This window comes from Leclercia sp. GHBNCSD (genome assembly GCF_055805075.1).
The window spans coordinates 369,350-382,476 of sequence record NZ_JBQVYO010000002.1; the positions used below are offsets into that span (position 1 = coordinate 369,350).

Annotated in this window: 11 protein-coding genes; 2 read left to right on the forward strand and 9 right to left on the reverse strand. The window is 56.4% G+C overall.

The window, feature by feature from the left end:
- Window positions 1-3 precede the first annotated feature (3 nt).
- Both pykF and lpp read left to right on the forward strand, forming a co-directional pair.
- Window positions 4-1,425, forward strand: coding sequence for a pyruvate kinase PykF (gene pykF, locus ACT3IC_RS22145; protein ID WP_103179328.1), 1,422 nt, complete (start codon window positions 4-6; stop codon window positions 1,423-1,425).
- Window positions 1,426-1,735: 310 nt separating this feature from the next.
- The gene (gene lpp, locus ACT3IC_RS22150) at window positions 1,736-1,972 is read left to right on the forward strand and encodes a murein lipoprotein Lpp (RefSeq protein ID WP_001082307.1); all 237 of its coding nucleotides are present in this window, start codon (window positions 1,736-1,738) and stop codon (window positions 1,970-1,972) included.
- Window positions 1,973-2,035: 63 nt separating this feature from the next.
- Here lpp and ldtE read toward each other — a convergent pair whose 3' ends face one another.
- The 9 genes from ldtE to ydiJ form a co-directional block, all read right to left on the reverse strand.
- The gene (gene ldtE, locus ACT3IC_RS22155; protein ID WP_103179327.1) at window positions 2,036-3,034 is read right to left on the reverse strand and encodes a L,D-transpeptidase LdtE; all 999 of its coding nucleotides are present in this window, start codon (window positions 3,032-3,034) and stop codon (window positions 2,036-2,038) included.
- A 97-nt stretch (window positions 3,035-3,131) separates the two neighbouring features.
- Window positions 3,132-3,548: a cysteine desulfuration protein SufE gene (gene sufE, locus ACT3IC_RS22160; RefSeq protein WP_103179326.1), complete on the reverse strand. Its 417-nt coding sequence runs from the start codon at window positions 3,546-3,548 to the stop codon at window positions 3,132-3,134.
- 14 nt (window positions 3,549-3,562) lie between these two features.
- Window positions 3,563-4,783 (reverse strand): cysteine desulfurase SufS, encoded by a 1,221-nt coding sequence (gene sufS, locus ACT3IC_RS22165; RefSeq protein WP_473479417.1) that lies wholly within the window; start codon window positions 4,781-4,783, stop codon window positions 3,563-3,565.
- Window positions 4,780-6,051, reverse strand: a complete 1,272-nt coding sequence (gene sufD / locus ACT3IC_RS22170; RefSeq protein WP_103791328.1) for a Fe-S cluster assembly protein SufD — start codon at window positions 6,049-6,051, stop codon at window positions 4,780-4,782. The genes sufS and sufD overlap by 4 nt, the downstream gene beginning before the upstream one ends.
- A complete protein-coding gene (sufC, locus tag ACT3IC_RS22175) occupies window positions 6,026-6,772 on the reverse strand; it encodes a Fe-S cluster assembly ATPase SufC (RefSeq protein WP_039029104.1) in 747 nt (248 codons plus the stop codon). Before sufC ends, sufD begins: the two co-directional genes overlap by 26 nt.
- 16 nt (window positions 6,773-6,788) lie before the next feature.
- A complete protein-coding gene (sufB, locus tag ACT3IC_RS22180; protein WP_103179323.1) occupies window positions 6,789-8,276 on the reverse strand; it encodes a Fe-S cluster assembly protein SufB in 1,488 nt (495 codons plus the stop codon).
- A gap of 8 nt (window positions 8,277-8,284) precedes the next feature.
- Complete coding sequence (gene sufA, locus ACT3IC_RS22185; RefSeq protein ID WP_103179322.1) at window positions 8,285-8,653, reverse strand: Fe-S cluster assembly scaffold SufA; 369 nt, start codon at window positions 8,651-8,653, stop codon at window positions 8,285-8,287.
- Window positions 8,654-9,466: 813 nt separating this feature from the next.
- Window positions 9,467-9,877: a 1,4-dihydroxy-2-naphthoyl-CoA hydrolase gene (menI, locus tag ACT3IC_RS22190; protein WP_103179321.1), complete on the reverse strand. Its 411-nt coding sequence runs from the start codon at window positions 9,875-9,877 to the stop codon at window positions 9,467-9,469.
- Window positions 9,874-12,930, reverse strand: coding sequence for a D-2-hydroxyglutarate dehydrogenase YdiJ (gene ydiJ / locus ACT3IC_RS22195; RefSeq protein ID WP_473479423.1), 3,057 nt, complete (start codon window positions 12,928-12,930; stop codon window positions 9,874-9,876). Before ydiJ ends, menI begins: the two co-directional genes overlap by 4 nt.
- Window positions 12,931-13,127: the final 197 nt, after the last annotated feature.

The following is a 13,127-nucleotide window of genomic DNA, read 5'->3' on the forward strand; positions in this document are numbered from 1 at the left end:
GTCATGAAAAAGACGAAAATTGTTTGCACCATCGGCCCGAAAACCGAATCTGAAGAGATGCTGACCAAAATGCTGGACGCCGGCATGAACGTGATGCGTCTGAACTTCTCTCACGGTGACTATGCTGAACACGGCCAGCGCATCCAGAACCTGCGCAACGTGATGAGCAAGACCGGTAAAAAAGCAGCAATCCTGCTGGATACCAAAGGTCCAGAAATTCGTACCATTAAACTGGAAGGCGGCAACGACGTTTCGCTGAAAGCGGGACAGACTTTCACCTTCACTACAGACAAGTCTGTTGTCGGCAACAGTGAAATCGTTGCTGTGACCTATGAAGGCTTCACCAGCGACCTGTCCGTCGGTAACACCGTTCTGGTGGACGACGGCCTGATCGGTATGGAAGTCACCGCTATCGAAGGTAACAAAGTTATCTGTAAAGTGCTGAACAACGGCGACCTGGGCGAAAACAAAGGCGTTAACCTGCCAGGCGTTTCCATCGCGCTGCCAGCCCTGGCTGAGAAAGACAAACAGGACCTGATCTTCGGTTGCGAGCAAGGCGTTGACTTCGTAGCAGCTTCCTTTATCCGTAAGCGTTCTGACGTTGTTGAAATCCGTGAGCACCTGAAAGCCCACGGCGGCGAAAACATCCAGATCATCTCCAAAATCGAAAACCAGGAAGGCCTGAACAACTTCGACGAAATCCTCGAAGCCTCTGACGGCATCATGGTTGCGCGTGGCGACCTGGGCGTTGAGATCCCGGTTGAAGAGGTGATCTTCGCGCAGAAGATGATGATCGAGAAGTGTGTTCGCGCGCGTAAAGTGGTTATCACCGCAACGCAGATGCTGGACTCCATGATCAAAAACCCACGCCCTACCCGCGCAGAAGCCGGCGACGTGGCGAACGCCATCCTCGACGGTACCGATGCGGTAATGCTCTCTGGCGAATCGGCTAAAGGTAAGTACCCGCTGGAAGCGGTCTCCATCATGGCGACCATCTGTGAGCGTACCGACCGCGTGATGAAGAGCCGTCTGGATTACAACAACGACAGCCGTAAACTGCGCATCACCGAAGCCGTGTGCCGTGGCGCGGTAGAAACCGCCGAGAAACTGGAAGCACCGCTGATTGTCGTCGCCACCCAGGGCGGTAAATCAGCTCGCGCAGTGCGTAAATACTTCCCGGACGCGACCATTCTGGCATTGACCACCAACGAAACCACTGCGCGTCAGCTGGTGCTGAGCAAAGGCGTGGTTCCACACCTGGTAAAAGAGATCGCCTCTACTGACGATTTCTACCGCCTGGGTAAAGAAGTGGCCCTGCAGCTGGTTGAACGTGGCCTGGCGCAGAAAGGCGACGTTGTGGTGATGGTTTCTGGTGCACTGGTTCCAAGCGGCACCACTAATACCGCATCTGTTCACGTGCTGTAATAATTTCGTTCGAATTAGTTTGTATAAAAAGCGTCCTTCGGGGCGCTTTTTTTATTTCCGCTATCAGCCAAAGTTATTAAAAAAGCAAATCGGGTTTTTCTATTTAACGGGGTCGTTTTCTAAGATGAATCCGATGAAAATTGTCTGTTTTAACACAATATTTTTCATGAAATAGTCAAAACAGGTGCTTCTTTGAGCGAACGATCAAAAATAGGCATATTCCCATCAAAAAAATATTCTCAACCTAAAAAACTTTGTGTAATACTTGTAACGCTACATGGAGATTAACTCAATCTAGAGGGTATTAATAATGAATCGTACTAAACTGGTACTGGGCGCGGTAATCCTGGGTTCTACTCTGCTGGCAGGTTGCTCCAGCAACGCTAAAATCGATCAGCTGTCTTCTGACGTTCAGACTCTGAACGCTAAAGTTGACCAGCTGAGCAACGACGTGAACGCAATGCGTTCCGACGTTCAGGCTGCTAAAGACGACGCAGCTCGCGCTAACCAGCGTCTGGACAACCAGGCTACTAAATACCGTAAGTAATAGTACCTGTGTTAATAAAATGGCGCACATTGTGCGCCATTTTTTTTTGCCCCGCATTTCGCTTTACTGAATCGCCTGTTCATGCCCCACCGACGAAAGCGTGTTCTTCGCTGAAAGCCCACTACTGTTCACATTCGCCCCGGCACCTGTCGAGACCTCTACCGGGATACCCGCCCGACGCGACAACGCTTTGTTCACTAACGTCTTATCGCTGCCGCTCTGCGACATAAAGGATGCAAGCGCACTGGAGTGGGCAATCGCCAGCGTTTGCGGATTCTCCCCTTCCATCGTCGCCAGCGGACGATGCACTTCAACGTAGCGCTTACCGTCCGGCTCAACCGAGAACTTCACCGGCTCATTGATGATCTGCACCCGCGTGCCGACAGAGGTCTGGGCGAAGAGCGCTTTGATATCCGGCGCATTCATACGCATACAACCGGAACTGACGCGCAGCCCCACGCTGTCGGGCGCGCTGGTGCCATGGATCAGGTATTCACCGTTACCCACGCCCAGACGCAGCGCAAAGCGTCCTAACGGGTTATTTGGCCCTGCGGGTACTACCGGCGGCAGTTTGATGCCCTGGGCCAGCGAGCGCGCTCTGATGCCCGCAGTTGGCGTCCAGGTCGGATTCGGGATCTTCTGGCTGATGCGGGTGGTGGTCACCGGCGTGTCCAGCCCCAGCTGTCCAATGCCCAGCGGATAGACCTGCACGCTATTTTCACCCGGGGGATAGAAGTAGAGCCGCAGCTCCGCCAGATTCACCACAATCCCTTCCCGGGGGGTATCCGGCAGCAACATTTGCGACGGAATGGTGATCACCGTTCCCGGCGCCGGATAGACCGGGGCGATAGTATTATTGGCTTCGAGTATTAAATGCGCAGCGGTATTAAATCGGCGCGCAATGGCCTGCAGGTTATTATCACCTTCCTGAACAACATAGGTCTGATTTTGCCCGATTAACCGGCTACCCGCCGCTGGCAAAGGATAATCCACCGCCCGGGCGCTATTAAGCGCGCTGAGCGAACCTAAAAGAATGAGAGTTAATAAAGACGCGCGCTTCATACTGAGATTCCTTATTCACTGACAGAACGTCAGAAAGCTGAAAAATCCGCGAGGCGGGAGCCGTCTCGCGGAGCAGAATGAGGGCTGTCCTGATAGTTTAGCTAATGTTGGCGGCTTTGGAGCGGATTGCGCGGATCATCGCCTCAAGCCCCTGGGACCGGGAGGGGGTTAAATGCTGGGTGAGGGCCATTTTTTCAAACCACGGGCGGACGTCAAAAGCGACAATATCCTGGGCGGACATCTGCTGATATAAAATAAACACGACGGCAATAAGGCCTTTGACTATTGCCGCATCACTGTCGCCCGCTAATTCAATCACCCCGGCTTCATTCTGGTGCATTATTATCCACACCTGGCTCTGACACCCCTGAATACTATTTTCCGGGACGTGGTCGCTTTCGCTGAGGGCAGGCAGACGCTGCCCCAGCTCAATGATGTAGAGGTACTTCTCTTCCCAGTTTGCGCAACGCGTAAAATTACGCAGCAATTTATCTCTGTCTGGCAATGCAGCCATCTCTTGCCCTCTTTTTAGCCCAGCAGCTGGTGGATACGCTTCAGCCCGGCCACCAGTCTGTCGACCTCTTCCAGTGTGTTGTACATCACCAGCGATGCGCGGCACATCGCCGGTACCTGATAAAACGCCATCAGCGGCATAGCGCAGTGGTGTCCGGTTCGCACCGCCACCCCGTAGTTATCGAGAAAACTGCCCACGTCATAGGCGTGGTGTTTGCCAAGGTTAAAGGCAATAACACCCTGACGGTCCGCCGGGCCATACAGCGTGAGATCCGGCACGCTGGCAAGTTCCGCCAGAGCGTAGCGCATCAGCATCTGTTCATATTCGGCGATAGCATCAAGGCCGATGCCTGACACATACTCCATCGCCGCGCCCAGCCCGATAATGCCGCCGGTGTTAGGCGTGCCCGCCTCAAAGCGCCACGGCGCCCGGGCGTAGGTTGTGCCTCCGCTCAGGCTGACGGTGGCGATCATCGACCCGCCCCCTTCCCACGGCGGCATCGCCTGTAAAATCTCATCTTTGACGTACAGCAAGCCGATACCGGTAGGCCCGTAGAGCTTATGGCCGGAAAAGACATAGAAGTCGCAGTCCAGCGCCTGGACATCCACCGTATGGTGCATCACCGCCTGGGCGCCATCAATCAGCACTTTCGCCCCCACCTGGTGGGCTTTGGCGATAATCTCCGCCACCGGATTTTCGGTACCCAGCACGTTGGAGATCTGAGTAATGGCCACCAGCCGGGTGCGTTCATCCAGCAAGGTATCCAGCTGTTCAAGCTGTAACGTGCCATCCTCGTTAAGCGGGATTACCCGCAGTTCCGCCCCGACGCGCTCGCACAGCATCTGCCAGGGCACGATATTGGCGTGGTGCTCCATCTGACTGATGATGATGTTATCGCCCGCGTGCACTTCGGCGCTGCCCCAGCTGTTCGCCACCAGGTTGATCCCTTCGGTGGTACCGCGCACAAAGACCAGCTCCTCCGGCGAGCGGGCGTTTAAAAATGTTGCCGCGCGGGTACGGACATTCTCCATCCGCTGCGTCGCCTCGGCGCTGAGGGTGTGGATCCCCCGGTGCACCGCCGCGTAACCATGCCGGTAAAACTCCGCCTCGGCCTCGATCACCTGCGTGGGCTTTTGCGCGCTGGCGGCGCTGTCGAGATAGGCAAGCGGCAGACCGTTTACTTCACGGGTCAGGACAGGAAAATCCGCCCGCACTTTCTCTACAGGGAAAATCATGCCACACCTCCAGGCAGACGCTGGCCGATACGCGCCAGCACCTGCTGTCTTAACGTTTCATCGTCGAGGGCTTCGGTCAGCTCAGCAGCAAAGGCGTAGATAATCATCTTCTCGGCCGCCTGCTTATCGATCCCGCGGGAGCGCAGATAGAACATCTGCTCATCGTCGATCCGCCCCACGGTGGCGCCGTGGCTGCACTTCACATCATCGGCGTAAATTTCCAGCTGCGGTTTGGTGTCCACCTCCGCCAGTCGCCCCATCAGCAGATTGTTGTTGGTCATCTGGCCGTCGGTTTTGATGGCGTGCTGCGCCACGTTGATCAGCCCGTTGAAGACGGCCCGCCCCTTATCGCTGACGATGGTTTTATGCAGCTGGCGGCTGTTGCAGTAGCCCTTGTTGTGCTCAAGCCAGGTACGGGTGTCGCACACTTCAGATTTCACCGGCATCGCCAGGCTGTTGATGCGCAGGGTCGTATTTTCGCCGTTAAGCTGAGTGCTGGTGTTATGGCGCAGTACTGCGCCCCCCAGCAGGAAGCTGTGGCTGAATGCCGTCGCATCGGCGGCCATCAACAGGTCGTTATGGGCGAAGTGGTGGCTCGCCGCGTTCTCGAACGCCAGCTTGATATGGTGCAGCCGGGCGTTAGCCGCCACGTTCATGGTCAGGCGCGAGCCGGTGAAATGGTGCATCTCATTGAGACTTACGTAATGCTCAATGATGGTTGCTTCTGCACCCTGCGCCAGTTCCAGATGGTGACGATAGTGAGCAGTGTTGATCTCTTCGCCTTCAAGTCCCTGGGTGATGTGCATCAGCAGCAGCGGCTTTTCAGGACGGGCGTTACGTTTCACGCTGATATGCGTCACGCTCTGGGCCAGACTTTCGGTCAGATGCAGGAACAGCTCCGGCTGAACCGGTGCCGCCAGGCTTTGCCGCTCGTCGTTAATGGTCACCTCAAACCCGCTGCCGTCGGTGCTGTCGCTCAGTTCCGGACTAAAGCGTCCGTCAACAAAGACCAGCCGCGTGGCGTCGAGAGTAAGCGCCAGGGCATCCCGATCGCTCGCTGCCACCCTGGCGGGTCGGGAAACAAACTCGCCGTTAAGCAACCCTTCCAGCGGGGTATATTTCCAGTTTTCGTGCTTACGCGTCGGCAACCCGAGGCGCAGCATCTGCTGCAGGTGCTGCTGGGCCTGTTCAGAGCGGGTTCCGCCCTGTGCCTCAAACAGGCGGTGCCACTGCTGCAGCGCGTTACTGCTGTTCGCTAAGCCAGCCATAGCCCTGCTCCTCCAGCTGTTTGACCAGCGTAAAATCACCCGATTTCACAATCCGCCCCTGATAGAGCACATGCACATAATCGGGTTTGATGTAATCAAGGATGCGCTGATAGTGGGTGACGATGATAAACGACCGCTTGCCGTCGCGCAGGGCGTTAACGCCGTCGGCGACGATTTTCAGGGCGTCGATATCGAGCCCGGAGTCGGTTTCATCGAGGATGCACAGCTCCGGCTCCAGCACCGCCATCTGCAGAATGTCGTTGCGCTTCTTCTCCCCGCCGGAAAAACCGACGTTGACCGAGCGGGTGAGCAGATCTTCCGGCATCTTCAGCAGCTGGATCTTCTCTTCCATCAGATCCTGGAAATCAAAGCGATCCAGCTCCTCTTCGCTGCGGTATTTGCGCACGGCATTCAGGGCGGTCTGCAGGAAGAACTGGTTGCTGACGCCTGGGATCTCTACCGGGTACTGGAAGGCCATAAAAATGCCCTCCCCGGCTCTCTCTTCCGGTGACAGCTCCAGCAGATCTTTGCCCTTAAAGTCGACCGAACCGCCGACCACTTCGTAATCTTCGCGCCCGGCAAGGGTGGCTGACAGCGTACTTTTGCCCGACCCGTTAGGGCCCATAATCGCATGCACTTCGCCCGGGCGGACCTCAAGGCTCAGGCCGCGCAGGATCGCTTTATCTTCCACACTGACCTGTAAATCTTTAATGCTTAACATGTGCTTTCCTTAATCCTTAGCCGACGCTGTGTTCGAGGCTGATCGCCAGTAATTTTTGTGCTTCCACGGCAAACTCCAGCGGTAGTTCAGAGAACACATCCTTACAGAAGCCGTTCACAATCATCGAGATGGCATCCTCTTCGCTGATGCCGCGCTGCAGGCAGTAGAAGAGCTGATCTTCGCCGATCCGCGAGGTTGTCGCTTCGTGTTCCAGCTGGGCGCTGTTATTGCGACACTCAACATACGGGAAGGTATGCGCCCCGCAGTCCGGGCCAATCAGCATGGAGTCGCACTGGGTAAAGTTACGGGCGTTGGTGGCCGTCGGCATGATTTTGACTAAGCCGCGATAGCTGTTCTGGCTCTGCCCAGCGGAGATCCCTTTCGAAATGATGGTCGACCGGGTGTTTTTGCCGATGTGGATCATCTTGGTGCCGGTATCGGCCTGCTGATGCCCGCTGGTCAGCGCCACGGAGTAGAACTCGCCGATGGAGTTATCCCCGCGCAGAATACAGCTCGGATATTTCCAGGTGATGGCGGAGCCGGTCTCAGACTGGGTCCACGACATTTTACTGTTTTCGCCTTCGCACAGGGCGCGCTTGGTGACGAAGTTCAGGATGCCGCCGGTGTTATTATCCCCCGGGAACCAGTTCTGCACCGTCGAATATTTCACCTCGGCGTCTTTATGGATGATCACCTCCACCACTGCCGCGTGCAGCTGGTAGCTGTCGCGCACCGGGGCGGAACAGCCCTCGATATAGCTGACGTAGCTACCCTCATCGGCAACGAGGATGGTGCGTTCAAACTGGCCGGTTTTCTCGGCGTTGATACGGAAATAGGTAGAGAGTTCCATCGGGCAGCGCACGCCTTTCGGCACGTAGATAAAGGTGCCGTCGGAGGCTACCGCCGCGTTGAGGGCGGCAAAGAAGTTGTCATTGCCCGGCACGACGGTGCCAAGATATTTCTTCACCAGCTCTGGGTGATCGTGGATAGCTTCCCCGAAGGAGCAGAAGATGATCCCCTGCTCGCCCAGTTTTTCGCGATAAGTAGTCGCGACCGAGACGGAGTCAAAGATGGCGTCCACCGCCACCTCGCGCCCTTCACGTACCGGCACGCCGAGCTGTTCGAACGCCTCCTCCACCTCTTTACTTAAAAAGGCGTTAGCCCCGGTCTGCTGTACCGCACCGGGCTCAGAGGCGCAGGTGTCGTCGCAATGACCGCAGGAGGGGGCAGAGTAGTAGCTGTAATTCTGATAGTTAAGCTTATCGTAGTGCGCCTTCAGCCAGTGCGGCTCTTCCATCTCCAGCCAGGCTTTGAACGCATTCAGCCGGAACTCCAGCATCCAGTCGGGTTCGTTACGCTTGGCGGAAATCGCGCGGATGACCTCTTCGTTAATCCCTTTTGCCAGCTCGTCGGTCTGCAATTGGGTGAAGAAGCCCTCTTTGTAATTAATGTGGCCGCCGGACCAGGTGTTGACGTCGTCAGTTGCTTCAGTATGTCGAGACATAATACCGCCTATACCCCAAAACTTTCGCCGCAGCCGCATTCGTTCTGGGCTTTCGGGTTATTGAATTTGAATAACTGGTTTAAGCCTTCGCGCACGTAATCCACTTCCGTACCGTCAATAAACGGCATCGCCTGGAGCGGCACATAGAGCCGGGCGCCGTCATGTTCAAAAACCAGATCGTCTTTTTCCGGCTGGCTGACGGTGGTGAGGACATAGCCGAAACCGGCGCAGCCCGTCTGTTTCACCCCTAACCGCACGCCGAGCATATCTGCCTGTTTGCTCACCAGCTCGCGAATGTGCGCCGCTGCGGCAGGGGTCAGCGATAATCCGCGCCATGCAAAATCTGTCGGATCAAACGTTTCTGAATGCTGTTCCATAAGTCCACCTCATGTATTGCGCCCTCTGGGCATAACACCATGTTAGTGATAATGATTATCACTTCAACCCCTCACTTGCAGGGGCATTCGGCTTAATCGCCCTTTTTGCATACTTTTATTAAGCATAGACCCTGATGACAGGCTTAACAGGCCTGACGAAGATTGTTTAATCTCTTGATAATCTTGATGATTAACAGAACAAATCGACCATAATGGTCAAAAGTTAAAATATGTATAGAAAATGCCTATTTTTGGAATAGCCAGATAGATAAGACGCAAGGACAGAGGATCTCCTGAAGGGCGGTGCCAGGTGAGCCAGGCTCTCCAGGATTGAGGCATGACCTTATTTGGGTACTTTGGGCCAACAGGCAAACCTGCGCCCCAGCAGGGTTTTTCTTTTTGTAAGCGTATTCTGAATCTCAGTCGGAAGGGTGAGGCGAACGCCGCCGGGTGCGCTATGCTTCGGCAAAAGGGCAGCATACGGAGGGGAAAATGCTCATTGCAGTTGTGACCATCGCCATCGTTGCCGTCGTCATAACCGGTCTGGTTATCCTGTCTGCCATGCAGGACATTAACAACGATTACTGAATGCAGTAAAAAGAAAGCCCTTAAGACTACCAGAAGTAATCTTAAGGGCTTCTCGCTCCATCCGGCGCTTATCTCCGGCACTCAATATGGCTTAGCTCTTGAAGGAGTATAGGAATAATCTCATAAACCTTGACGCGCGAATTAACATTTCTTGCGGCCCGCCAGTAAGTCTCCCTTTTTCAAGGTGATAAGAAAGAAAAAAGGCCGCTTTTGCGGCCTTTCGCTTTAGATCACAGCCGTAGTCAGCCGCGACGAGCAGCACAAGCGATTCTGTTCATCCAGGATCTCAATCTCCCAGACCTGATGGCGTGAGCCAGCATGCAGCGCACGGCAGACGCCGCGCACCCGGCCGCTGCGCACGGAACGAATATGGTTGGCATTCACCTCCAGCCCCACCACCTTCTGCTCTCCTTCGGTGCAGAGATAGCCCGCCACCGAGCCCAGGGTTTCGGCCAGCACCACCGACGCACCGCCGTGCAGCAGCCCAAAGGGCTGATGGGTGCGGCTGTCGACCGGCATAGTGGCCTCCAGTTCATCCTCGCCGATACGGGTAAACTGGATATCCAGCAACCCCACCATATTCCCGTCGCCCATGGCGTTTAACGCCTGTAACGTGACAGCCCGTTTCCAGATCATCCCATAATCTCCAGTAAGGCCTGCAGTGGATGGCGCACGCCGTTGCCCTCGACGCGTTTGACCTGGCTGCGGCAGGAGTAGCCGGTCGCCAGGCAGCGGTTGCGCGGCAGGCGCTGCATCGCCTGGTGCCAGGAGAGCTCATAGATCCCCAGCGAGTTCGCATGGTTCACCACCTCGTGCCCGTAGGTTCCGGCCATGCCGCAACAGCCAACGCTGACGCTCTCCAGCTTCGCGCCAAAACGGGCAAAGATGGCCGACCACTGTGCTGGCGCGCCCGGCAATGCGGTTACTTCTGTACAGTGTCCGAACAGATACCACGCCTCGCCGCTGGTCTCCTGGGCGGGTTGCGCATCGAGGATCGTCGGCAGCCACTCATGTACCAGCATGACGTGGAAGTCGCCGCGCTTGTCACCGAGGGTCTGCTTGTACTCATCGCGATAGCAGAGCACCAGCGCCGGATCGACCCCAACCATCGGCATACCCAGCTGCGCCACCCGGTTAAGGAAATCCGAGGTTTTTTGCGCGGTTTTCGCAAAGCGGTTGAGGAAACCTTTGATGTGCTGCGCCTTGCCGTTCGGTGAAAACGGCAGCAGCACCGGCTGGTAGCCTAACCGCTCGGCAAGACGAATAAAGTCCGCTACCACCTGGGCATCGTAATAGCTGGTAAAGGGATCCTGCACCACCAGCACCGTTTTCGCTTTTTGCTCTGCGCTCAGCGCCTCAAGCTGCTCGAGGGTCAGGTTGGCAGAGCGGTGGCCGACCATCTGACGCTGCAGGGAGGGCGTGGAGAGCAGCGGCAGGTCGATCATGCCGATATGCTTCTCGGAAAGTTTCCGTACCAGCGGCTGGTTAATAAAGAAGTTAAAGGTGCGCGGCGCGCGGGCCATCAGCGGGGCATAACTCTCCACCGTCGCGACCAGGTGATCGCGCATCGGGCGCAGATACCGGCTGTGATAGAGCTGCAGGAAGCGGGAGCGGAACTCCGGCACGTCGATCTTAATCGGGCACTGGGTAGAGCAGGCTTTACAGGCCAGGCAGCCCGACATCGCCTCTTTCACCTCGTGGGAGAAGTCGTACTCCCCTTTACGCGCATGCCAGCTGTTGCGGGTGCGATCGATAAGGGTGCGCAGGCTGGCGCGTTTCTCCGGCAACTCTTTCTCCAGCGCAAGCGGATCGACGCCGCGTTCGGCCAGCAGGCGCAGCCACTCGCGCACCAGCGTCGCACGTCCTTTCGGCGAGTGAATGCGGTTGCTGGTGATCTTCATTGACGGGCACATCGGGCTTTTCGCATCGAAGTTAAAGCAAAGGCCGTTGCCGTTACACTCCATCGCCCCGCGCCAGGAGGCGCGCACGGCTATCGGGATCTGGCGGTCAAAGGTGCCACGCTTGACCGCATCCACCTGCATCATCGGGGCATCGACACCCTCCGGCGGACAGATTTTACCGGGGTTGAGGCGGTTGTTCGGGTCAAAGGCCGCTTTGATTTTGCGCAGCTCGCCATAGAGCTGTTCGCCAAAGAAGGCCGGACTGTACTCTGCGCGGAAGCCCTTCCCGTGCTCGCCCCACAGCAGGCCGCCATATTTGGCGGTGAGCGCCACCACCTCATCGGAGATCTGCTTCATCAGGATCTCCTGCTGCGGATCGCACATATCCAGCGCCGGGCGCACGTGCAGCACCCCGGCATCGACATGGCCGAACATGCCGTAGCTCAGGCCGTGGCTGTCGAGCAGAGCGCGGAACTCCACGATATAGTCCGCCAGGTTCTCCGGCGGCACGCAGGTGTCTTCAGCAAACGGTATCGGCTTGGCAGCCCCTTTGGCGTTGCCCAGCAGCCCCACCGCTTTTTTACGCATCGCATAGATACGTTCGATGCCAGCGAGATCGTTACACAGTTGCCAGCCAATCACCCCGCCCTCGCCCCGGGCGATAAGTTCGTCCAGCCGCTGGCACAGGGCAGCGACCTGGCTTTCGATAAGCGCTGCGTCATCGCCAGCAAACTCAACAATGTTCAGGCCCAGCATCTCTTTATCGGGCACGTCAGTGATAAGTTCGCTCACCGAGTGCCAGACGATATCTTCCCGCGCCAGGTTGAGCACTTTTGAGTCGACGGTCTCAACAGACAGCGCCCGGGCATCCACCATAAACGGCGCATTACGCAGCGCAGAGTCGAAGGAGTTGTACTTCACATTCACCAGGCGGCGCACTTTTGGCAGGCGGGTGATATCGAGACGCGCTTCAGTGATAAAGGCCAGCGTCCCTTCTGAGCCGGTGAGGATACGGGTCAAATCGAACTGGCTGAGATCGTTATTAAAGACATGACGCAGATCGTAACCGGTCAGGAAGCGGTTCAGTTTCGGGAATTTATCAATAATCAGCTGGCGGTTATCGCGGCAGCGTTCCAGCACGGTGCGGTAGATGCGCCCGGTGGCGGTGTTGTCCTTGCCGAGCGTTTCGGCAAGCTGAACCGGCACAGGCTGGGTATCAAGAATATCGCCGCCCAGCAGAACTGCCCGCACGCCGAGAACGTGATCGGAGGTTTTACCGTAGACCAGCGAGCCCTGTCCCGAGGCGTCGGTATTGATCATCCCGCCGAGAGTAGCCCGGTTACTGGTCGACAGCTCCGGGGCAAAAAAATAGCCGTAAGGCTTCAGAAACTGATTGAGTTGATCCTTAATCACCCCGGCTTCCACCCGCACCCAACCCTCTTCCGGGTTGATCTCGATAATGCGATTCATGTAGCGGGACATATCGACGACGATCCCCGTGTTAAGCGCCTGGCCGTTGGTGCCAGTGCCGCCGCCGCGAGGGGTGAAAATCAGCGAAGCGAAACGCTCCTGGGAGGTCACACGGGCCAGGAGTGCCACATCAGCGGTAGAACGGGGAAAAACGACTGCATCGGGAAGTAGCTGGTAGATACTGTTGTCGGTCGCCATGGTCAGCCGGTCGGCATAACGTGTGGCGGTATCGCCGGTAAAACCCTGTTGCTCCAGTGCCTGCAAAAAATTAAGCACCAGCTGAACGACGCCGGGTGCCTGAGAAATTTGTGGGATCATTACTGTCGACCCTGCCCAATCTTAAGAGTTGTAGATAATCGTTTGCGTTGTGTCTCACATTTTGTATCACATTTTAAACGTATCCGCCCGACAGAATTACAGGCAGAATCTGCCTGTTAAAAATGGCTGAAATCACTAATGATTGTAGTGATGCGGTTTTATGTTCTCGCCGGTTTGCCGGTGTTCTCAAAAGGTAA

Coding starts and splice junctions, on each gene's coding strand:
- pykF (WP_103179328.1), top strand. CDS start 4: ATGAAAAAGACGAAAATTGTTTGCACCATCGGCCCGAAAACCGAATCT.
- lpp (WP_001082307.1), top strand. CDS start 1,736: ATGAATCGTACTAAACTGGTACTGGGCGCGGTAATCCTGGGTTCTACT.
- ldtE (WP_103179327.1), bottom strand. CDS start 3,034: ATGAAGCGCGCGTCTTTATTAACTCTCATTCTTTTAGGTTCGCTCAGC.
- sufE (WP_103179326.1), bottom strand. CDS start 3,548: ATGGCTGCATTGCCAGACAGAGATAAATTGCTGCGTAATTTTACGCGT.
- sufS (WP_473479417.1), bottom strand. CDS start 4,783: ATGATTTTCCCTGTAGAGAAAGTGCGGGCGGATTTTCCTGTCCTGACC.
- sufD (WP_103791328.1), bottom strand. CDS start 6,051: ATGGCTGGCTTAGCGAACAGCAGTAACGCGCTGCAGCAGTGGCACCGC.
- sufC (WP_039029104.1), bottom strand. CDS start 6,772: ATGTTAAGCATTAAAGATTTACAGGTCAGTGTGGAAGATAAAGCGATC.
- sufB (WP_103179323.1), bottom strand. CDS start 8,276: ATGTCTCGACATACTGAAGCAACTGACGACGTCAACACCTGGTCCGGC.
- sufA (WP_103179322.1), bottom strand. CDS start 8,653: ATGGAACAGCATTCAGAAACGTTTGATCCGACAGATTTTGCATGGCGC.
- menI (WP_103179321.1), bottom strand. CDS start 9,877: ATGATCTGGAAACGGGCTGTCACGTTACAGGCGTTAAACGCCATGGGC.
- ydiJ (WP_473479423.1), bottom strand. CDS start 12,930: ATGATCCCACAAATTTCTCAGGCACCCGGCGTCGTTCAGCTGGTGCTT.